Source organism: Streptomyces sparsogenes, assembly GCF_001704635.1.
Classification (GTDB): Bacteria; Actinomycetota; Actinomycetes; order Streptomycetales; family Streptomycetaceae; genus Streptomyces; species Streptomyces sparsogenes.
Genome location: NZ_MAXF01000100.1, coordinates 20,900 through 42,303, shown reverse-complemented (window position 1 = coordinate 42,303; position 21,404 = coordinate 20,900). Strand labels below are relative to the sequence as shown.

The following is a 21,404-nucleotide window of genomic DNA, read 5'->3' as shown; positions in this document are numbered from 1 at the left end:
GCGCGGGCGACTCGCTCCCCGGCGTCCGTTCACCGTTCGCCTAGAGTCGGTGTCCCGCGTGGACGGAAAGGACTCCGCGACCGCATGAGCACGCCCTCCCCCGCCGCCCGCCGGCCGCGCGTCGGCGTCGGCGGCGTCTCCGTCCGGTCCAGCACCTTCACCCTCCACCGCACCGGGTACGACGACTTCCGCGTCACCCGCGGCGCCGCGCTGCGGGCCCGCTACCCCTGGGCGCGGCCGGACGGCGCGCTCGGCGGCCCGGTGGAGTGGGTGCCGCTGCTCCACGCCGAGGCCCCGCCGGGCGGGCCCGTCGAGCCGGAGGCGTACCGCCGTCTCAAGGCCGAGCTGCTCGACCGGGTCCGGCAGGCCGGCTCCCTCGACGGCCTGGTCCTCGACATCCACGGCGCGATGAGCGTGGTCGGCCTGGACGACGCCGAGGCCGATCTGACCGACGCCGTGCGGGAGGTCCTCGGCCCGCGCGCGCTGATCTCCGCCGCCATGGACCCGTACGGCAATGTCTCGCGCCGCCTCGCCGGCCGGCTCGACCTGGTCACCGCGCACCGCCTCGCCCCGCGCCAGGACGCCGGCGCGACCCTCGAGCGCGCCGCCCGCAAGCTCGTCGAACGCCTGCTGGCGGGCAAGGGGCGCCCGCACCTGGCCTGGGTGCAGGTGCCGGTGCTGCTGCCCTCGCTGCCCGTACCGCCCGCACCGCCCGTACCGCCTGGCGAGCCGGCCGGCCCCCGGCCGGAGCCCGCCAGGTCGCTGTACGGGCGGCCGGCCTCGATCGAGGAGCTGGACGGCATCGTGGACGCGGCGGTGTGGGCCGGCTTCCCCTGGGCCGACGAGCCACGCTGCAAGGCGGCCGTGGTGGTCACCGGCGACGACCCCGTCCTCGCCGTCGAGGAGGCCCGCTCGCTGGCCAAGGAGTACTGGGATCTGCGCCGCGACCTCGTCTCCCCCGGCCCCACCGCTGACGACGCCGACGCGTGCGTCGAGGCGGCCCTGGCCTCCCCCGCCCGCCCGTTCCTGATCGGCGACTCCGGTGACGACCCGGCGGCCGGCGGCGCGGGCGACCTCCCGTACATGCTGGGACGGCTGCTCGCCCATGAGGCCCTGGCCACCGGCCGCGCCACCGCCCTGCTCCCCGGCATCACCGCCCCGGCGGCGGTCGCGCGGTGCTTCGCGGCGGGCGTCGGCGCGACGGTAAGGGTGTCGGTCGGCGGGGCGTACGGCGCCTCGGGGTCCGGCACGGAACACGCCCCGTTCGAACCGTACGAGTTCACCGGCGAGGTCGTGGCCCTCCACCCGGGCGACGCGGCCGGTGGCGACCTGGCCGTCGTACGCCGCGGCGGGGTGACCGCGGTCCTGGCCGGCCGCCGCACGCCGGTCCGCACCCGCGCGGACCTCGGCGGCCTGGACCCGCGCGGCTACGACCTGCTCGTCGTCAAGACCGGCCGCCCGGAACCGGAGCTGCGGGAGCTGGCCGCCGACTGGCGCCTGGCCCGCACCCCGGGCGCCGTCGACCAGGACCTCCCCCGCCTCGGCCACCGCCGCCTGGAACGCCCGCTGTTCCCCCTCGACCCCGGCATGCCGGCCCCGGACCTCGCGCCGGAGCTGCTGTAGCCGGGACGCGAAGACGGACGGCGGGGCGCACCCTCACAGGGTGCGCCCCGCCGCCGCGTCGGGGGCTCTCGGCCCTCAGCCCTGGACGCCGAGCTTCTCCAGGATCAGCTCGCGCACGCGCGCCGCGTCGGCCTGGCCGCGGGTGGCCTTCATGACCGCGCCCACCAGCGCGCCCGCCGCCGCGACCTTGCCGCCGCGGATCTTGTCGGCGATGGCCGCGTTGCCCGCGATGGCCTCGTCGACGGCGGCGCCGAGCGCGCCCTCGTCCGAGACGACCTTCAGGCCGCGGGCCGCGACGACCGCGTCCGGGTCGCCCTCGCCCGCCAGCACGCCCTCGATGACCTGGCGCGCCAGCTTGTCGTTGAGCGAGCCCTCCGCGACCAGGGCGCACACGCGCGCGACCTGGGCCGGGGTGATCGGCAGCGCCGCGAGCTCGACGCCGTCCTCGTTGGCCCGGCGGGCCAGCTCGCCCATCCACCACTTGCGCGCCGAGGCGGCGTCAGCGCCCGCGTCGATCGTGGCGGTGATCAGGTCGATCGCGCCCGCGTTGAGGACGGACCGCATCTCGTGGGCGGAGATGCCCCACTCCTCGCGCAGCCGGTTGCGGCGCACCCGGGGCAGCTCCGGCAGCCCGGCCCGCAGCTTCTCCACCCACTCGCGGGAGGGGGCGACCGGCACCAGGTCCGGCTCGGGGAAGTAGCGGTAGTCCTCCGCCTCCTCCTTGACCCGGCCTGGGGTCGTGGAGCCGTCCTCCTCGTGGAAGTGGCGGGTCTCCTGGATGACCGTGCCGCCGCCGCCGAGCACGGCGGCCTGGCGCTGGATCTCGAAGCGGGCCGCGCGCTCGACGGAGCGCAGCGAGTTGACGTTCTTCGTCTCGGAGCGGGTGCCGAACTTGTCGGCGCCCTGCGGCCGCAGCGACAGGTTCACATCGCAGCGCATCTGGCCCATCTCCATGCGCGCCTCGGAGACCCCGAGCGCCTTGATGAGCTCGCGCAGCTCGGCGACGTACGCCTTGGCGACCTCCGGGGCCCGCTCCCCGGCCCCGACGATCGGCTTGGTGACGATCTCGATGAGCGGGATGCCGGCCCGGTTGTAGTCGAGGAGCGAGTGCGAGGCGCCGTGGATACGGCCGGTCGCGCCGCCCACGTGGGTGGACTTGCCGGTGTCCTCCTCCATGTGGGCGCGCTCGATCTCGACCCGGAAGACCTCGCCGCCGTCGATCTCGACGTCCAGATAGCCGTTGAAGGCGATCGGCTCGTCGTACTGCGAGGTCTGGAAGTTCTTCGGCATGTCCGGATAGAAGTAGTTCTTCCGGGCGAAGCGGCACCACTCGGCGATCTCGCAGTTCAGCGCGAGGCCGATCTTGATGGCGGACTCGACGCCGGTCGCGTTGACGACCGGGAGTGAGCCGGGCAGGCCGAGGCAGGTGGGACAGGTCTGGGCGTTGGCCTCGGCGCCCAGCGCCGTGGAGCAGCCGCAGAACATCTTGGTCTTGGTGCCGAGCTCGACGTGGACCTCGAGCCCCATCACGGGGTCGTAGGCGGCGAGGGCGTCCTCGTACGACACCAGTTCAGTGACGGTCACGGAAAACTAACCTCTCAGTCCGCTCAGCCCGCGAGGATGTCGTCGTCGCCCATGCGCTTGAGCTCGCGGACGAGCAGTGCGACGGACGTGACGATCGCGGCGGCCGAGACCACCGCGTCGACCAGCTGCAGCGTGTCGTTCTCGGATCGGGCCTTCTTGACCTGCTTGACCACGCCCAGCGCGCCGAAGAGCGAGGAGCCGATGGACAGGTAGGTACCGGCCTTGGACTTCTTGAAGTTCTTGGCCTTCTTGATCGCACTCATAGTGACGGTGCCTCCTCGAGCAGCGGGTGGCCCCACTTGTCGATGAACGCGGCCTCGACCGCGGCACCGACCTTGTAGAGCCGGTCGTCGGCCATGGCGGGGGCGACGATCTGCAGTCCGACCGGCAGACCGTCCTCCGGCGCCAGGCCGCAGGGCAGTGACATGGCCGCGTTTCCCGCGAGGTTCGAGGGAATCGTGCACAGGTCGGCCAGATACATCGCCATCGGGTCGTCGACGCGCTCGCCGATCGGGAAGGCGGTGGTGGGGGTGGTCGGCGAGACCAGCACGTCGACCTGTTCGAAGGCGCGCTGGAAGTCCCGGCTGATCAGGGTGCGGACCTTCTGCGCGGAGCCGTAGTACGCGTCGTAGTAGCCGGAGCTGAGCGCGTAGGTGCCCAGCATGATCCGGCGCTTGACCTCGGGGCCGAAGCCGGCCGCGCGGGTGAGCGCGGTGACGTCCTCGGCGGACCTCGAGCCGTCGTCGCCGGTCCGCAGGCCGTAGCGCAGGCCGTCGAAGCGGGCCAGGTTGGACGAGCACTCGGACGGCGCGATCAGGTAGTACGCGGCGAGCGCCTTGTCGAAGGACGGGCAGGACAGCTCCACGACCTCGGCGCCGAGCTCGCGCAGCAGCTCCACCGACTCGTTGAAGCGCTGCATCACGCCGGCCTGGTAGCCCTCGCCGGCGAACTCCTTGACCACGCCGACGCGCATGCCGCGCACACTGCCGTTGCGGGCGGCCTCGACGACCGGCGGGACCGGGGCGTCGATGGAGGTCGAGTCGAGCGGGTCGTGCCCGGCGATGGCCTCGTGCAGCAGGGCCGCGTCCAGCACGGTCCTGGCGCAGGGACCGCCCTGGTCCAGGGACGAGGAGAAGGCCACCATGCCGTAGCGGGACACCCCGCCGTACGTCGGCTTGACGCCGACCGTGCCGGTGACGGCGGCGGGCTGGCGGATCGAGCCGCCGGTGTCGGTGCCGATCGCGAGCGGGGCCTGGAAGGAGGCCAGCGAGGCGGAGGAGCCGCCTCCGGAGCCGCCGGGGATGCGGGTGAGGTCCCAGGGGTTGCCGGTGGGGCCGAACGCGCTGTTCTCGGTCGAGGACCCCATGGCGAACTCGTCCATGTTGGTCTTGCCGAGGATGACCACGTCCGCGGCCTTCAGGCGGGTGACGAGCGTCGCGTCGTACGGCGGGATCCACCCCTCGAGGATCTTGGACCCGACGGTGGTCGGGACCCCCTTGGTGGTGAAGATGTCCTTCAGCGCGAGCGGAACGCCGGCCAGCGGGCCGAGCTTCTCGCCGCGGGCGCGCTTGTCGTCCACGGCCCGGGCCTGGGCGAGCGCGCCCTCCCGGTCCACATGGAGGAACGCGTGCACCTTCTCGTCGACGGCGTCGATGCGGGCCAGGTGCGCCTCGGTCACCTCGACGGCGGTGGCCTCGCCGGAGGCGATCTTCCCGGCGAGGCCGGAGGCGGTGAGCTTGGTCAGGTCGGCCATGTGGGTTACTCCTCCCCCAGGATCTGCGGCACCTTGAACCGCTGCTGCTCCTGGGCGGGGGCACCGGACAGCGCCTCCTGCGGGGTCAGCGACGGACGGACCTCATCCGGGCGCATGACGTTGGTCAGCGGCAGCGGATGAGAGGTCGGCGGTACGTCTTGGTCGGCGACCTCGCTGACGCGGGCCACCGCGCCGATGATGTCGTCGAGCTGTCCGGCGAAGTGATCGAGCTCTTCGTCCTTCAGCTCCAGACGCGCCAGCCGTGCGAGGTGGACGACCTCCTCGCGCGTGATGCCAGGCATGCAGCGATCCTCAGGGTGAGTGTGGAGAGTTTTCGCCCCAATCCTATGGCTCCGGCCACGCTGCGGGCGAAACGCTTTCCCCGCCCCGCCCCTTCCGCACCATCGCCCGCACCATCGACCGCGGCCCCGTCGCGTGGTGTGAGCGGGCCGGTGGGGCGCCGGGCCGGATCACGTCACCGGCTGGTCCGCGTCCTCCTCGGCGGGGGCGGCCGTCGCGGCGGTGGTGGCGGTGGCGGCCGGGGAGGGGGTGGTGAGGGGGGCGGGGGCGGCCGCCGGGGCGGCGGGCGTGGCGGGCGTGGCGGGCGTGGCGGGCGTGGCGGCGTCCTCCCGGCGCCAGCCGCCTTCGCCGCGGGCGCGCAGCCAGGCCGTGGTCTCGTCGGGGGGCATGGCCGCCGCGACCAGCCAGCCCTGTACGGCGTCGCAGCCCAGGTCCCGCAGCCGCTCCCAGGTCTCGTCGTCCTCGACGCCCTCCGCGACGACCAGCAGCCCCAGGGAATGGGCGAGGTCGACGGTGCAGCGGACGATCTCGGCGTCCTCGGTGTCCACGGCCAGCCGGGCCACGAACGACCGGTCGATCTTCAGCTCGCTCACCGGCAGCCGCCGCAGGTGGACCAGCGAGGAGTAGCCCGTGCCGAAGTCGTCGAGGGACATCCGCACGCCGTGTCCGGTGAGGCTGGCCAGCGTGTCGGCGGCCCGCTGGGGGTCCTCGAGCAGCACGTGCTCGGTGATCTCCAGTTGGAGGGCGCCCGCCGGGACGCCGTGGCGGGCCAGACGTCCGGCGACCGAGCCGGCGAAGCCGGGGGTGTGCACATCGCGGGGCGAGACGTTGACCGCGACGGGCACGTCGAGGCCGTCGGCGCGCCATCGCGCGACCTGGCCGAGCGCCGTCTCCAGGACGTACTCGGTCAGCCGGGGCATCAGCCCGGAGCTCTCGGCCATGGAGATGAACTCGTCGGGCGGCACCCGCCCCCGGTCGGGGTGGACCCATCGCACGAGTGCCTCCAGGCCGGAGACATGGCCGTCGAAGCCGACCTTGGGCTGGTAGTGCAGCTCGACCTCGCCCGCGTCCAGCGCCCGCCGCAGATCGCCGAGCAGGCCGAGCCGGTCGGGGGTGTTGCCGTCGCGCCGGGCCTCGTACAGCTCGACGCCGCTGCGGTCGCGCTTGGCCTGGTACATGGCGACGTCCGCGCGGCGCAGCAGCCCCTCGGCGTCGAGCGCGTGGTCGGGGTAGACGGCGACGCCGGCGCTGGCCTCCAGGACCAGGGTGAGCCCGTCCAGGTCCAGGGGTGAGCCGAGGTCGCCGACGAGGCTGCGGGCCGCCCGCTGGGCGCTGGTCAGGGAGTCGGTGGTGGGGAGCAGCACCGCGAACTCGTCGCCGCCGAGCCGGGCCACCTCCGCGCCGCGCGGCAGGGCGAGCCGCAGCCGCTCCGCTATCTGCAGCAGCAGCCGGTCGCCCGCGAGGTGGCCCAGGGTGTCGTTGACCGAGCGGAAGCGGTCGAGGTCGAGGAGGACCAGGGCGGTGCGGGTGCCGCCCCGCTCGGCCTCGTCGAGCGCGGTCCAGGTGCGCTCCAGCAGCCACTGGCGGTTGGGCAGTCCGGTGAGCGGGTCGCGCAGCTGCTCCTCGGCGCGCACCCGGGCGATCCAGAGGGTGGAGTCGAGGGCGATCAGGGGCACCGCGAACAGCGGGAGCAGCAGGGGCATCTCGTCGGCGACGACGACGATCAGCGGGGCGATGCCGAGCAGCGCGATGCCGACGAGGGCCTGCCGGACGAGGGCGGTGCGGGCGAGGGTGGGCAGTCCGGCGCCGGGCGGGGCGAGGGAGTACCACAACAGGGCGCGGGTCACCGCCAGATAGCCGAAGGCGGCCAGCACCGTCTGGGGGACGGCGGACATCTCCCAGCTCGCCGGCCGCCAGGGGTCCTCGACGGTGGGGACGGTGCCGAAGGCGGCGAGGGTCAGGGCGGCCGTGCCGACGCCGAGGATGTCGACCGCGCCGTGCAGTGCCGCCTGCCGCCAGCGGTGCCGCCGGGCGGCGCCGACCAGGACGACGACGGCGAGGCTGACGAGTCCGGCGGGGAGCCAGCCGTACAGCAGCAGCGCGGCCAGGGTTAACGCGGCGCCGGATCCGGTGCCGCCCCACCAGCGGTCGCGGCCCAGGGCCACCAGATGGCCGACGATGATTCCGGTGAGGACGGCGAGGGACCAGCCCACCGTGCCGTCGGGAAAGAGCGCATGGCCCGCGTCGAGCACTCGGAATACCCCGATGCCGAGTGCGAAAGCGGCCATCGCGACCGCCGCGGCGGGCAGCGCCGGCAGCAGGAGCCGGCGCAGCCGTGACGCCGGAGCGGCGCTTTCGGTCGGTTTCATACCCGTCCCTCTCACAGCCGGCGGTGCCAGCGCCACGGCAGGCGCACACCATCAACAGTAGGCGGCAGATGGCTTTGACGGGCGGCGATCGGCGACGGTTGCCCGAATGCCGCCCGACGATCCATAACCATCTGGTATGCGCTGTAAGGGTGATGCCCGCTTGCTGTGCCCGGGAAGTGCTCCCAGTCGTAATCCGGCCAGGTTGGACCGGAACCTGCTCGACCGGGACTACTCCGAAGGCGTGACGGCGACCTCTCGCGCGGCGTCGGGACCTTGTTCGAGCAGGACCGCAAATCCGTCCTCATCGAGCACAGGAACCTTCAGCTGCATGGCTTTGTCGTACTTCGATCCTGGATTGTCGCCGACCACAACAAAGTCGGTCTTCTTCGAAACGGAACCCGCGACTTTGGCACCGCGGTTCTGCAGCGCCTCCTTCGCCCCGTCCCGCGTGTGCGATTGCAGGGTGCCCGTCACCACGACGGTGAGCCCTTCGAGCGGCCGCGGCCCCTCGTCGTCGCCCGCCTCCTCCTCCAGCCGCACCCCGGCCCGGCGCCACTTCTCCACGATCTCGCGGTGCCAGTCCTCGGCGAACCACTGCTTGACCGAGGCCGCGATGGTGGGTCCCACGCCCTCCACGGCGGCCAGGGCCTCCTCGCTGGCCTCGGCGATCCGGTCGAGCGAGCGGAACTCGCGGGCCAGCGCCGCCGCCGCGACCGGCCCGACATGACGGATCGAAAGACCGGTGATGACCCGGGCCAGGGGGCGCTGCTTGGCCGCCTCGATGTTGGCCAGCATGGCGAGGGTGTTCTTCTTCGGCTCGCCCTTCTGGTTGGCGAAGAAGGTGACGACCTTTTCCTCGCCGGTCTTCGGGTCGCGCTTGGGCAGTCCGCTGTCCGGGTCCAATACGTACGACGTGATGGGCAGAAGCTGTTCGACCTTCAGATCGAACAGATCGCCCTCGTCCTTCAACGGCGGCTCGGCGGGCTCCAGCGGTTGGGTGAGCGCCCCGGCGGCGACATAGCCGAAATTCTCGATGTCCAGGCACTTGCGGCCCGCGAGGTAGTAGATCCGCTCGCGGATCTGGGCCGGGCAGTACCGGGCGTTGGGACAGCGGAGATCGACATCGCCCTCCTTCATCGGCTGAAGCGCGGTGCCGCACTCCGGGCACTCGGCGGGCATCACGAACTCCCGCTCATCGCCCTCCCGCAGATCGACGACCGGCCCCACAATTTCCGGAATGACATCGCCCGCTTTTCGCAGCACCACCGTGTCGCCGATCAACACGCCTTTGGCCTTGACGACGTCCTGATTGTGCAGGGTCGCGAATTCCACCTCGGAGCCCGCGACCGTGACCGGCTCGACCACGGCGAACGGCGTGACCCGCCCGGTGCGCCCGACGCCGACCCGGATGTCGACCAGCTTGGTGTTGACCTCCTCCGGCGGGAACTTCCAGGCGATCGCCCAGCGCGGCGCCCGCGAGGTGGAGCCCAGCCGCCCCTGCAACGGGATCTCGTCGAGCTTGACCACGACCCCGTCGATCTCGTGCTCCAGCGAATGCCGCCGCTTGGGGTCCCCGTAGTACGCGATGTACTCGCGGACGCCGTCGAGCGAATCCACCACCTTGTAGTGGGCGGCGGTCGGCAGCCCCCACTCGTGCAGCAGCTCGTACGCCTGCGACTGCCGCTCGATGGCGAAGCCCTCGCGCGCGCCGATGCCGTGGACCACCATGCGCAGCGGCCGGCTCGCGGTGACCTTGGGGTCCTTCTGGCGCAGCGAGCCCGCCGCCGCGTTCCTCGGGTTGGCGAAGGGGGGCTTGCCGGCCTCCACCAGCCGTGCGTTGAGCTCCTCGAAGCGCTCCCCGGGGAAGTAGACCTCGCCGCGGACCTCCACGAGATCCGGGATCCGGTCGCCCTTGAGGCGGTCGGGGATCTCGGAGATCGTCCGCACATTGGGCGTGATGTCCTCGCCGGTGCGGCCGTCGCCGCGGGTCGCGGCGCGGGTCAGCCGGCCGCGCTCGTACGTCAGGTTGACCGCGAGGCCGTCCACCTTGAGCTCGCACAGGAAGTGGTACGGGGTGTCCCCCAGCTCCTTGGCGATCCGCTCGGCCCAGGAGGCCAGCTCGTCGCCTTCGAAGGCGTTGTCCAGACTGAGCATCCGCTCGCGGTGCCGGACCTCGGTGAACTCGGTCTCGTACGCCCCCGCGACCTTCTGGGTGGGCGAGTCGGGCGTCCTGAGCTCGGGATACTCCTCCTCCAGCGCCTCCAGCCCGCGCAGCAGCCGGTCGAACTCGGCGTCGCTGATGACCGGGGCGTCCTTGACGTAGTACCGGAAGCGGTGCTCCTCGACCTGCTCAGCGAGCTTGGCGTGCTTGTCCCGTACCTCGGCGGGCACTGTCGACTGCTGTTCGCCGGCCACCGTGTCGTCCTCCCGTTACTCAGGGTTGTCCGCGAGCGATCTCGCCGCCCGGACGCAGTGAGCCAGCGCGGCGCGCGCGTACGCGGGCGAGGCGCCCGCGAGGCCGCACGCCGGGGTGACCACCACGGACTCGGCGAGAGTCCCCGGTGACAGCCCCAGCCTGCGCCACAACGTCCTGACACCCATGACGCTACCCGCAGGGTCCGACAATGGGGCGTCCGTGCCGGGCACCGCGCCGACGAACAGCGAGGTGCCGCCCTCGACGGCTTCCCCGATCGCCTCCTCCTCACCCTCCGTGAGCAGGGAGAGGTCGAACGACACGCCGGCCGCCCCCGCCCGCCGCAGCAGCCCGAAGGGCACGCCGGGCGCGCACGAGTGGACGACCACCGGCCCGTCCGTCACCGCGATCACCTCCCGCAGCGCGCCCTCCAGCACGCCCCGGTCCACCGCGGAGTAGGTGCGGTAGCCGCTGGCCGTACGGACCCGGCCGCGCGCCACCGCCGTCAGGGACGGCTCGTCGAGCTGGAGCACCACCTGGGCCCCCGGGACCCTGCGGCGCACCTCGTCCAGGTGGGCGCGCAGCCCCTCCGCGAGCGAGGCCGTCAGGTCCCGGCAGGCGCCCGCGTCGTTCAGCGCGGCCTCGCCGCCCCGCAGTTCGAGCGAGGCGGCCAGGGTCCAGGGCCCGACGGCCGACACCTTGAGGGCGCCCCGGTAGCCTTGCGTGAACTCCTCCAGGGCGTCCAGGTCCTCCCTCAGCCAGGCGCGCGCCCGCCGGGTGTCACGCCCGGGGCGGTCGCTGATCCGCCAGCCGCTCGGCTCCACATGGGCGTACACCTCGACCAGCATCCCGGCGGTCCGCCCGATCATGTCCGCGCCGGGCCCGCGGGCGGGCAGCTCCGGCAGGTACGGCAGCGTCTCCAGCGACCCGGTGACGGTCTTCGCGGCCTCCCGCGCGTCGCCGCCCGGCATCGACCCGACCCCGGTCGCGGCGCCCGCGCCCCAGCTCGGCTTGTTCGCTTCGTTCGCGTCGTCGGCGGTGTTCTTCTCGCTCACCCCGGAAGGGTACGAGCCGCGGGGCCGCTGGTGTGAACCGCTCGCCCGGCCCGGGGCGGCCGCAGGCCGAACCAGGCCAGCAGGGCGGCGGCCGCGTACGACCCGCCGGTCAGCGCGAAGGAGGCCGCGGCGCCCGCGTACCAGCCGCCCGCGCCCGCGAGCACCGCGCCCATGACGGCGATGCCGACCAGGGTGCCGATCTGGCGGTTGGCGTTGAGCGTGGCGGAGGCGATGTTGGCGTGCTCGCGTCCGGCGGCGTCCATGAGGGCGCCGGTCATCGCCGGGGAGGCCACGCCGAGGCCGGTGTTGAAGGCGCCCAGGACCACGGCGAGCACCCAGTAGGGCAGGTCCGGGGAGAGGACGAGCGCCAGGGCGAGCGTCCCGGCCGCCGAGTACAGCAGCGACCCGGCGAGCGCGGCCCGGTTGCCCACGCGGTGGCCCAGCCGGGCGTACAGGATGTTGCCGAGCAGGAAGACCATCTGGGTGGGGAGCAGCTGCAGACCGGCCTCCAGGGGGCTCGCGCCGCGCGCGTTCTGAAGGAAGAGGCCGAGCATGAACATCCCGCCGTAACAGCCGAGGTTGAAGAGGAAGCCGACGGCGTTGGCGGTCGAGAAGTGGGCGTTGGCGAACAGCTCGCCGGGCAGCACCCGGGCCGTCGTCCCCGGGGCCCGCTCCCGCACCGCGAAGGCGGCCCCGGCCAGCAGCGCGACCGCGAACGCGGCCAGCACCGGCGCCGCGCCCCATCCCGTCTCCGGCCCCTGGATGAGCCCGTACGCGAGCGCCGCGAGCGCGACCAGGCCGAGCGCGTGCCCGCCCGCGCCCAGCGGCACGGCGCGGCCGGGCAGCGGCGCCACATAGCGGCGCGCCAGGACCAGGGCGGCGAGCCCGACGGGCAGGTTGATCAGGAAGATGCTGCGCCACCCCAGGCCGCCGACCAGCAGCCCGCCGACCGCCGGCCCCACGCCGGCCGCCGTGGACACGATCGCGGACCAGACGCCGAGGACCCGGGCGCGCTGCGGGCCGCCCGAAAAGGCGTTCATGAGGAGGGTCAGCGAGCTCGGCATGAACAGCGCGGCTCCGGCCCCCTGCGCCAGCCGCCCGGCCACCAGCACGGCGGCGACCGGGGCGACCGCGCACACCAGCGAGGCCGCGGCGAACAGCCCGAGCCCGGTCAGATACACCCGCCGCGCCCCGAAGCGGCCGGCCAGCGAGCCGGCGAGCAGCAGCAGTGAGGCGAAGACGAGCACATAGCCGTCGACGACCCAGGTGAGGCCGGACAGGCTGAGGTCCAGGCCGGTGCGCAGCTGGGGCCCCGCGACGTTGATGATCGTCACGTCCAGGGTCGCCATCACGAAGCCGAGGGCGAGCGCGAGGAGCTGCACGCCCTGCCGCCCCCGCGCCCCCCGCTGCTCCGGCTCCCCCTGCGACTCCGACTGCCTCTGCGACTCCGGCGCCCCCTGTCGCTCCCGCCGCTCCCGGCCCTCCTGTCGCTTCGCGTTCGCGGGGTGATCGGGTTCGACCGCCGTTGCCTTGTGCCGTGCCCTGTCCGTGCGAGTGATCATGCGCAGAAACTTATAGCTGTATCTATTACAGCTGCAACCGTGACAGCTATAACTTTGCCGAGCCCATACGAAAGCCCCAGGAACCTTGCCCGGCCCCTGGGGCTACGCGCCGTCCGCCCCGGCCTACACCGCCCGGTCGAGCGCCTTCAACAGCTGCGCCCGCAGCTCATGGCGCCCCTCCGCGGTCAGATGGTCCAGCGGCGAGTCCTTCCCCATCCGCCGCAGCAGATCCAGCCGCAACTCCCGCCCCGCCTCCGTCAGCACCAGCTGCTTGGCCCTGCGGTCCGTGGGGTGCGGCTGCCGCACGACCAGCCCCTGTTTCTCCATCTTGTCGATCACATACGTCACGTTCGGCGGCTCACAGCACAGCACCCCGGCCAGCTCCCGCGCCGTCTTCGGCTCCCCCAGCTCCTCCAGGGCCTTCGCCTGGGTCGGGGTGAGCCCCAGCTCCGCGATCCGGCTGCGCCGGTGCGCGTCCATCCGCCGGGACAGCTCCGTGACGAGCCCCCGGATCTCCCTGACCCCGCATCCCGCCTGCGCGTCGGTCGCTCTCGCTTCGGCACCCTCGGCTTCGCTGCTCACCTCGTCAGCGTACGTCGGCGCGCGCGATCCGCCGTGGACTCATCGGGCGCCGCGGGGCACTGTCGGACGCCTCGGGAGCCGCCCGGCGCCCGGCCCGGCGGCCGGTCAGGCCAGCGCCGGTCAGGCCAGCGGCCGCACCGACAGGTCGGTGATCTCCGCGTCGCGCGGCAGGTCCAGCGCCGCGAGGACCGTGGTCGCGACGGATCCGGCGGTCATCCAGCGCTCCGGGTCGTACTCCCTGCCCTCCTGCTGATGCACCTTGACCTGCATGGGCGTGGCCGTACGCCCCGGATAGACGGTGGTCACCCGCACGCCGTGGCCGCTCTCCTCCCAGCGCAGCGCGTCGGCCAGCGCCTTGAGCCCGTGCTTGCTCGCCGCGTACGGGCCCCACTGGGCGTTCGCCCGCAGCCCCGCGCCGGAGTTGACGAAGACGACATGCCCCTGGGCCGCCCGCAGCTGCGGCAGCAGCAGCCGGGTCAGCTCGGCGGGCGCGATCAGGTTGACCGCGAGCTGGCGGCTCCACACCTTGGGCGTCAGCTCGGCCACCCCGCCGAGGTCCACCACGCCGGCGATGTGCAGCAGCGAGTCGAGCCGGTCGGGCAGCGCCTGCTGCCCCAGCGCCCAGGACAGCTTGTCCGGGTCCGCCAGGTCACCGACGACCGTACGGGCACCGGGGAAGCGCCCCTCCAACTCCCGCGCCCGCCCCGCGTCGCGGGCCAGCAGCCACAGCTCCTCGTCCCGCTCGGCCAGCCGCTCGGCGACCGCCTCGCCGATGCCCGAGCCTGCTCCAGTGATCAGATGCGTTCCCATGTCTCCAGCTTGCCGCACGGGACGGGGGCCGCGGTCCGCGGGTGACCAGCCCATTCAAGGTCCGTACAAGGTCGCTGCAAATCCGGCCCGGAAGACTCTCCGTCGCGGCGCCCACTCGGGGGGCGGGCGCCGCCGCCTTTCGGTTCCGCCACAGCCCCGGACCCGAACACAGAATGGGGGACGCGTTTGTCATGGCCGTCACACGCAGAACACTTCTCCGCGGCATGTCCGCCGCACCGCTCGCCGCGGCCGCGGGCGGCCTGGTGCTCCCGTCCACGGCGCGCGCGGCGGCTTCCGACTACCGGGTGCGGATGCGCGAGCGCCCGCTGGAGCCGGTGAGCTACACCTACCCCTCGGCCATCGCCGGTCTGGCCAACGAGCTCCCCGCCGCGCCCCTGGTGCAGGAGGTGCTGCGGAACGCCGACCGGGAGGCGGTGGCGAACCCCGGCGGCTGGGCCAAGCCGACCCGGCTCACGTACTCCTTCGGCTGGGACCCGAGCACCAAGGACGGCACCACCCGGGAGTGGTACCCCCAGGGCGTCTCCACCAGCTACGACGCCTACCAGGGACCGCTTCCGGGCACCAACACGGACGCGGACAAGCGCGCGGTCCTGGTGTCCTGGTACGCGAAGGGCGCGAGCCTGGGCAAGGGCGCACGCGTCACCTTCGTCGATGTGACCGCCCCGAGCAGGCCGCGGTATCGCCACGTGCTGCTCGTGGAGCCGAAGAAGTCCGCCGGGGAGCCCTACGACTTCTCACCGGTGAATGTCCACGCGGGGGGCATCGCCTGGTACGGCACCAGGCTCTATCTCGCCGACACGCGCGGCGGCTTGCGCGTGTTCAACATCGACCAGATGTTCCAGGTCTCCACCGGCGGCGCGGCGGCCCGCTGGTGCGGCTACCACGCCGGGGACAAGAAGTACTACGCACTGGGTTACCGGTATGTGCTTCCGCAGAGCCGCGCCTACGACAACGCGGGAGCGCCTCTCAGGTTCTCGCAGGTCGCGGTGGACCGTACGACCCCGCAGCCGTCCATCGTGGTGAGCGAGTGGCGTCCGCACAGCCAGAACGGCAAGGCCGTCCGCTGGTACATGAACCCCGAAACCAGCTCCATCACCTCGGAAGAGGCCGTGGAAGAGCGGCGGATCGGGATCGCGAACGTCCAAGGGGCGGTCAGCGTGAACGGCACGTACTACTTCTCGGTCAGCGACGGCACCACCAGACGAGGACGTCTCTACCGCCGCCCGCGCGGCAACGCGCGCGACCCCTACGGGTACCTCTCGATCGGCCCCGAGGACCTCAGCTACGACGGCGACCGGGACGGCATCTGGGGGCTCGGCGAGCACCCGCGCAAGCGCCATGTGTACGTGGTGGGCCGCTGACCCGCGACCGGTCGCCCACGGCGTGGCTCCGCCCCGGCGGAGCCGCGCCCGCGTCTCTCACTGCTCCAGGTGCGCCATCGCCTCCGCGCCGTTCTCCGCGAAGAACACCAGCTCGCTCAGCGGCACCGGCAGGAAGCCCTCGTCCTCCATCCGCTGGAACTGCTGCTTCAGCCCGTCGTAGAAGCCCGCCGTGTTGAGCAGCACCACCGGCTTGATGTGCAGGCCGTGCTTCTTCAGCTCCAGGATCTCCGTGGCCTCGTCCAGCGTCCCGGTACCGCCCACCATGACCACCACCGCGTCCGCCCGCGCGAGCAGCTGCGCCTTCCGCTCGGCGAGATCCTTGGCGATCACCATCTCGTCGGCGTTCTCCCTGGCCTTCGCCGCCAGGAATTCCACCGATATCCCCACCAACCTCCCGCCGCTCTCCTGCACGCCGTCCGCCATGACCTTCATCAGCCCGACGTCCGACCCGCCCCACACGAGCGTGTGGCCACGCTTGCCGATCAGCTCGGCGAATTCGCGCGCGGGGGCGGTGTAGCGCTCGTCCAGGTCGGCGGCGGAGCAGAAGACACAGATGTTCATGCCCGCCACTGTACGGCCGGGGTCCGACACCACCTCGGGTCCGCGCCTCTGTGGCGGCCAGTGCAGAGCTTCCGCTTTGCGGCCATCCCTACAGCACCGCTCCTCGCCACAAACCACCCACTTCATCCGCGAACAGCTTCTCCCGGTCATCGAAGTCAGGAAGCGCCAGCCGTAGCCGATGCCGGAACCTGGCCCCATGGCCAGGCACCGCGAGGTGGGTGAGCTCATGAGCCAAAACCACGTCGACCAGAGCGGGAGCCAGCTGCATCACCGCCCAGTGCACGGCCACCAGCCCGTCAGGCCCGCACTCCCCCCACCGGTCACCCGTATCCCGGGCCACCACCGCAGTCGGGCTCACGCCGATCCTCGTGGCGAGTGGCGGCATCCTGGCCGCCAGCCAGCGATTCCCGCGGGCCGTGTACCACTCGGTGATACGCCGTCCCCCCTCCGCCGCGTCAACCGGCCAAGCCAGCTCGAGCCACCCCTGGTGGAGCCGTACACCGGGGACCGCCCCTTCGGCGCCGCCCCTCACCCGCTTCAACCGATAACGACGGCCGAGATAGCGGAATTCAGTGCCCGAAACCAGCTTCTTGACCGGCTCCTCGGTACTCGCCTGCCGCCGTCTCACCTCTTCCGCCAGTCGCGGCAGCCTGGAGCGCACCGCGGCCGCCACGGCGTCCGGATCGGCGTCCCCCGGCACGGAGAAGACCACGTCACCGGTCGGCGCGACCTCAATGCCCAAAGTTCGGCGCCGGGGGCGCACGACGACCCGCCACGTCCACCCCTCCGGCACCGGGAGAGACGCGATGGCCTGCTGGACGGAAGTCCTCACAGCGCATTGCTATCACCTGGCGGCGACATCCGGGCCGGTGCGAGGTCCCGGTGCGCTGCTCCGCACGGCGACCGGTCCCCTCCGAGCCGCCGAAACCGAGGCACCTGCCCATGGCGACCAGGAACCTGACGAGCGGGGAGCAACACCGCCCGCTACGGTTGGACGGCGACTCAGCCCTCCCCAGGCGATCCGTAGCGCAGAAAGTCCTCACGCCTGCTGAGAGCCAGATCCAGCAGCCGGCCGGCGAGAGGCCCGGTCACATCCCAATCCAGCGAGAAGCGCTCCTCCAACCGCTGCCTCAGCTCCTTGCGCACCCGGTTCTGCGCGGCGGGGAGCGTGGGGAACTGGGGAGGCCGCACGAGTTCCGCTATGTCGGCCGAGAGCACCTGAGCGGCCCACATCAGATCGATACCCTCAGGCCCCGGCGTCTGTCCGGCCTCCTCAAGCGCCCGCACCAGAGTCCGGTAGACCGGCGCCTCCGTCCATGGGTCGAGCCGAGGGCCGTCGTCGTCCGTCGCCTCTGCCTCGTGGGCCTCCACCTCGGCCACCAGATCGGCCATCGCGGACGCCGCCCTGTCGAAGTCCTCGGCCATGCTCTGGACGATCTTCTCCAGCCGGACGCTGAACCGCTCGTACACCACCGGGTCCGAACGGAGCCGGGCGGTGATGTGCAGGCGCAGCGATCCCGCCATGTACGAAGTCCTGGCCCGTGGATCGGTGTTCGCCCGGACCTTCTCCATGAAATCCGGATCGGTGATCCTCACTGGGGGTATCCGCGCCTGGATACCCGACACCGCCAGGTGACGTGAGATCAGCCCTCGGACCTTCGCGCCGTAGCGGCGCGGGCTGAACCGGTCGTGCCCGTCCAGATACCGCCGCCGGACCAGGTACTGGGCCACACCCAGCCGCCGGGCGATGTCCTCGTACTTCAGTGCCTCCGGCCGGGGCAGCACCGCGTTGAGCGCGGTGAGGAAGTCCCGTACGAGACTGTCGAACTCCGCTCGCAGCAGCGGGTCGGCGAGCTCCGCCAGCAGATCCTCACGCTGTCGGTCGTCCGCGAGCGAACCACCGCGATGAGCGGTCAGGAACTTCTGGACCTTGGTGTGCAGATCCCGCAGAAGCTCGTCGGCGGCGGCGTCCGTCTGCAACCAAGGCCGGTCGGAAGTCGGCTGCTCGCCCTGGTAGCCCTCCTGAAGGTGTTCGACGGTGGGCTGCTGGTACCCGTACACCTCGCGCAGATGCGCCGTGTCGTACTCCCCGAGTGCCTTGGCCAGCTCGGGGCCGATGCCGACGTAGTCGACCACCTGGCCCCACTTCTTCGCGGGGTACGGGCGGTTGGTACGGGCGATGGCCTGGAGCAGTTCGACGCCCGAGATCGCGCGGTCGAGGTAGAGCACCTGTTCCACCGGGGCGTCGAAGCCGGTGAGCAGCATCGACTTCACCACCAGGAATGCCAGGGGTGCGGAGACCTCCGAGGCTTCGGCCTCCTCCCGCTCCGCCGCCGGCTTCTCCTGATGCCAGGCCTCGCCGACCGCCGTGCCACCGCCCGCCCCCGGGCCTGCGTTCCACGACGGGGCCCCATGGGTTTCCGCTTCCCACGGCTCTCCGGGCGCTTGTCCCCGTACGGCGCCGGTGCCGCGCTTGAACCGCTCGATGTGCTCCTGTTGATGGGATCTCGCGGTCCAGGTCCGCCACTCCTTGGGATCTTTGCGTCCCGTCGCCGCCTCGGAGATCACCACGGCCGCGTCGATCGAGGCCAGGAGAGCTCGGTGCGGCAGCAGATAGAGCAGCTCCTGCTGCTCTTCGGTCAGGTACTCATGGGCCATCGGGTCGTACGCCAGGTCTGGCTCGATCGCCTCCAGCTCGGCCAGCAGCCCGTCCCGCGCCGCGAGCAGCGCCTCGCGATAGCGCACGGCGGCCAGCCGGGAGACCGTCACGACCTGCGCCCCGAACCCGTCCGGCATGGCTGTCTTGGCCCAGTGCCGCAGCATGTGCGCGGCCTTCGCGGCGATCACGCTCGGCGCTTCCAGTACCTCCTTGCGGCGGGCGAAGCGGCGCAGCACCTTCTCCCGCTGCTCAGGATCGGCGGGCACCTGCTCGTCGAACTCCGCGTCCAGCGCGGCCTGCCGCACCACATCCATCGGCACCCTGTGCGCCTCGTAGCGCACCGGCATGACGGCACCGTCCGTCTCGGCATCGCGCAGGGTGTAGGTGTCCGCGAAGTCGCCGAAGATCTCCCGCGTGCGCTTGGCCGCACCGCTGATGATCGGAGTACCCGTGAAGCCGACCATCGCGGCGTTCGGCAGCATCTTGCGCAGCCGGGCGTGCTGCCAGCTTCCGTGCGAGCGGTGTGCCTCGTCGACGAGGACGACGATCTCGTGGTTGGGGTTCGCCACCCGGTTGTGGATCCTCTGTTCCTCCGGGCCCTCGCTGAGCTTCTCCTCGCTGCCGTCGTCCGCGTCCTCGTCCTTGCGGGCCTTCTGGATCGTCACCAGAACCAGGTCGGGCACGTCGACGGCCAGGTACTGGCGGGCCTGGTTCACGTTGGACGAACGGTGCACGCTCTCGTCGCTCGCGCTGACCAGGCTGCCGGTGATCTGCCGTTCCAGATCGATCCGGTCGGTGATCACCACGACTTTGTGCCCGGCGAGCTCGGGGTCGCTGCGCAGGCAGCGAACCAGAAAGGCCATGGTCAGGCTCTTGCCGGAGCCCTGCGTATGCCAGACCACCCCGGCCCGGTGACCCGGATCCCTGCCTGCCGCCAGCGTCCGCTTCCGGTCCTTGAGCCTATGCGCCAACGTGTGCACGGCGCGGAACTGGGGATAGCGGGCGACCAGCTTGACCGTACGGGGCCCCTGGCCGGCGGTCGTGGTGAAGTCCCTTACGAGGGAAAGCAGATGGGCAGGTCGCAGCACTCCGGCGACCAGCACCTCCTGCGCGGTCAGGGCGTGCTTCCTGTCCGGCTTTTCCACCTCGTCGCGTACCTGAGCCTCGGTAGCGGGCGCGACCGTACGCCAGTAAGCGAAGTGCTTCGGTTCGGCGGTGACCGTGCCGAGCTGGGCACTCTCACGGTCGGTGCCGATCAGGACCTGCCCGAAGCGGATGAATTCAGACACCGGGGCCTCTGCCGCACCACCTGCCGCATCGAGCACCTGCTCGACCGCGAGATCGAGCCCCAGGGGCGAGGGCGTCTTGCACTCGATGACCACCCAGGGCAGGCCGTTGACGAACAACACCAGGTCGGGGGTGAGCGGCTCCGCGCCGCGCCGCTCGACCCGGAACTGCGAGACGGCGAGGAAGTCATTGCCGGGCTCGCACTCGCCGTCCCAGTCGACCAGCCGGACTGTCTCCGGCAGCTCCTTGCGCCAGCCCGGCAGGTTGCGCGACGCGATTCCTTTACGGAGGAGATCGGTCACGGCGAGGTTCCCGGCTACTCCCCGCTCGGCGTAGCCGGGGGCGGTACCGAGGACCATGGCGAGAATCTGGTTCAGCTGGGCGTCACTGAGCCAGGTTTCGCCATCGGGGCCGGGGTTGATACGGCGTACGACCTCGCGGAACCGGTCTTCGTAGACCACTTGGGTGAAGCTGTGGCGTTCGCTGTCTTCGGGATGGTGGGCGGGCTCGCCGGGCGGTGCGCCCTCAAGGTGTTCCCACCCCATGGCGACCAACTGCTCGATCAGCGGCCGCTCCACCATCTCGTACTCCGGCTGCCCCACTACCGGTCTCTCCCCGCCGCCGTCTCGTTCGCCCGTCGCGTCGTACGTCCCGCACGTCTCCCTGGAGACAAGTACCCGGAACACTACCCCTGGTTGGGGCCGATTCGCAGGAGTGGCACGACTGTTGGCGACGGTGGCGGGGTGAGGCGGTGGCGGCAGGTTTTCGGGTCGGCTGGGGTCAAGCGGCGAGCGCCGGAGCCGGCACGGGCGGAGGCCCTCCCCAGGACAGCTCGAACCACAGAGTCTTACCGCCGAGCCCGAACGGTTCCTCACCGAGGGCACACCCGCCCCAGCGGTCCGCGAGCACGTCCAGGATGAACAGCCCCCGGCCGCTGTCCAGCTCGGGCGAGGGCTTCAGGGGCTCGGGCAATTCCGGGTTGGTGTCCGTGACGCTGACACGGAGGACGGGGTGAAGCCAGAGCAGGCGTACGGAGGCGCAGCTGTCGGAGTAGCGCACGGAGTTGGTGGTCAGCTCGGACGTCAGCAGAGCCGCGCGCTCGACGAGTTCACGCAGACCGTGCGCGGTCAGCACGGCGTGCAAGGTGGCCCGGACGATCCCGGGACCGCGAGGGTCCCGGGGGAAGCGGAGCTCGTACTCCCAGGGCTCGGTGAACAGCAGCGGTGGCGGAAACGGGGTCACGCGGCACCTCCGGTGGCGGTGTTTTCGTTCGCGGTACGTGGCATCTGGTTCGGTACGCGGTGCGGGCCCCGCCGCCGCTCGTTGTCTCTGGATGTCGGTGCCGCGACGGTGTCAGTGCCGTTCGCCCTCCCAGGCAGGGGGAACGGTGCGCTTCCGTCGCGAAGCGGCGGGGCAGGATGAGTGGCTTGCCTCACACCGTAG

16 protein-coding genes are annotated in these 21,404 nt (G+C 72.0%); 2 read left to right on the top strand and 14 right to left on the bottom strand.

What is annotated here, in order from left to right:
* Positions 1-84 precede the first annotated feature (84 nt).
* The gene (locus BBH68_RS21495) at positions 85-1,623 is read left to right on the top strand and encodes a M81 family metallopeptidase (RefSeq protein WP_065964995.1); all 1,539 of its coding nucleotides are present in this window, start codon (positions 85-87) and stop codon (positions 1,621-1,623) included.
* 75 nt (positions 1,624-1,698) lie between these two features.
* Here BBH68_RS21495 and gatB read toward each other — a convergent pair whose 3' ends face one another.
* The 10 genes from gatB to BBH68_RS21445 all read right to left on the bottom strand — a co-directional run bounded on the left by gatB (position 1,699) and on the right by BBH68_RS21445 (position 14,051).
* Positions 1,699-3,207: an Asp-tRNA(Asn)/Glu-tRNA(Gln) amidotransferase subunit GatB gene (gene gatB, locus BBH68_RS21490; RefSeq protein WP_065964993.1), complete on the bottom strand. Its 1,509-nt coding sequence runs from the start codon at positions 3,205-3,207 to the stop codon at positions 1,699-1,701.
* A gap of 23 nt (positions 3,208-3,230) precedes the next feature.
* Complete coding sequence (locus BBH68_RS21485) at positions 3,231-3,470, bottom strand: hypothetical protein (protein ID WP_065964991.1); 240 nt, start codon at positions 3,468-3,470, stop codon at positions 3,231-3,233.
* On the bottom strand, positions 3,467-4,960 hold the full coding sequence (gene gatA, locus BBH68_RS21480; protein ID WP_065964989.1) for an Asp-tRNA(Asn)/Glu-tRNA(Gln) amidotransferase subunit GatA: 1,494 nt from the start codon (positions 4,958-4,960) through the stop codon (positions 3,467-3,469). The genes BBH68_RS21485 and gatA overlap by 4 nt, the downstream gene beginning before the upstream one ends.
* Positions 4,961-4,965: 5 nt before the next feature.
* The gene (gatC, locus tag BBH68_RS21475; protein ID WP_065964987.1) at positions 4,966-5,262 is read right to left on the bottom strand and encodes an Asp-tRNA(Asn)/Glu-tRNA(Gln) amidotransferase subunit GatC; all 297 of its coding nucleotides are present in this window, start codon (positions 5,260-5,262) and stop codon (positions 4,966-4,968) included.
* Between the two features lie 168 nt (positions 5,263-5,430).
* Positions 5,431-7,629 (bottom strand): putative bifunctional diguanylate cyclase/phosphodiesterase, encoded by a 2,199-nt coding sequence (locus BBH68_RS21470; RefSeq protein ID WP_065964985.1) that lies wholly within the window; start codon positions 7,627-7,629, stop codon positions 5,431-5,433.
* Positions 7,630-7,857: 228 nt separating this feature from the next.
* Positions 7,858-10,044: an NAD-dependent DNA ligase LigA gene (ligA, locus tag BBH68_RS21465; RefSeq protein WP_065964983.1), complete on the bottom strand. Its 2,187-nt coding sequence runs from the start codon at positions 10,042-10,044 to the stop codon at positions 7,858-7,860.
* A 15-nt stretch (positions 10,045-10,059) separates the two neighbouring features.
* Positions 10,060-11,097: a methionine synthase gene (locus tag BBH68_RS21460; RefSeq protein ID WP_076970731.1), complete on the bottom strand. Its 1,038-nt coding sequence runs from the start codon at positions 11,095-11,097 to the stop codon at positions 10,060-10,062.
* A complete protein-coding gene (locus BBH68_RS21455; protein WP_245738203.1) occupies positions 11,094-12,659 on the bottom strand; it encodes an MFS transporter in 1,566 nt (521 codons plus the stop codon). Before BBH68_RS21455 ends, BBH68_RS21460 begins: the two co-directional genes overlap by 4 nt.
* Before the next feature lie 123 nt (positions 12,660-12,782).
* Positions 12,783-13,241, bottom strand: coding sequence for a MarR family winged helix-turn-helix transcriptional regulator (locus tag BBH68_RS21450; protein WP_174589063.1), 459 nt, complete (start codon positions 13,239-13,241; stop codon positions 12,783-12,785).
* Positions 13,242-13,361: 120 nt separating this feature from the next.
* The gene (locus BBH68_RS21445; RefSeq protein WP_065964980.1) at positions 13,362-14,051 is read right to left on the bottom strand and encodes an SDR family oxidoreductase; all 690 of its coding nucleotides are present in this window, start codon (positions 14,049-14,051) and stop codon (positions 13,362-13,364) included.
* 224 nt (positions 14,052-14,275) lie between these two features.
* On the opposite strand from BBH68_RS21445, the gene BBH68_RS21440 reads away from it, so the two are divergent.
* Positions 14,276-15,433: a hypothetical protein gene (locus BBH68_RS21440; RefSeq protein WP_079151126.1), complete on the top strand. Its 1,158-nt coding sequence runs from the start codon at positions 14,276-14,278 to the stop codon at positions 15,431-15,433.
* A gap of 57 nt (positions 15,434-15,490) precedes the next feature.
* On the opposite strand, the gene BBH68_RS21435 is transcribed toward BBH68_RS21440, so the two are convergent.
* The 4 genes from BBH68_RS21435 to BBH68_RS21420 form a co-directional block, all read right to left on the bottom strand.
* Complete coding sequence (locus BBH68_RS21435) at positions 15,491-16,015, bottom strand: LOG family protein (protein ID WP_065964976.1); 525 nt, start codon at positions 16,013-16,015, stop codon at positions 15,491-15,493.
* A gap of 88 nt (positions 16,016-16,103) precedes the next feature.
* Complete coding sequence (locus BBH68_RS21430) at positions 16,104-16,847, bottom strand: M48 family metallopeptidase (RefSeq protein ID WP_065964974.1); 744 nt, start codon at positions 16,845-16,847, stop codon at positions 16,104-16,106.
* A gap of 170 nt (positions 16,848-17,017) precedes the next feature.
* Entirely contained in the window at positions 17,018-20,563 is a 3,546-nt protein-coding gene (locus BBH68_RS21425; RefSeq protein WP_065964973.1) for a type I restriction endonuclease subunit R, read from the bottom strand.
* Positions 20,564-20,741: 178 nt separating this feature from the next.
* Positions 20,742-21,203, bottom strand: a complete 462-nt coding sequence (locus tag BBH68_RS21420) for an ATP-binding protein (protein ID WP_065964972.1) — start codon at positions 21,201-21,203, stop codon at positions 20,742-20,744.
* Positions 21,204-21,404: the final 201 nt, after the last annotated feature.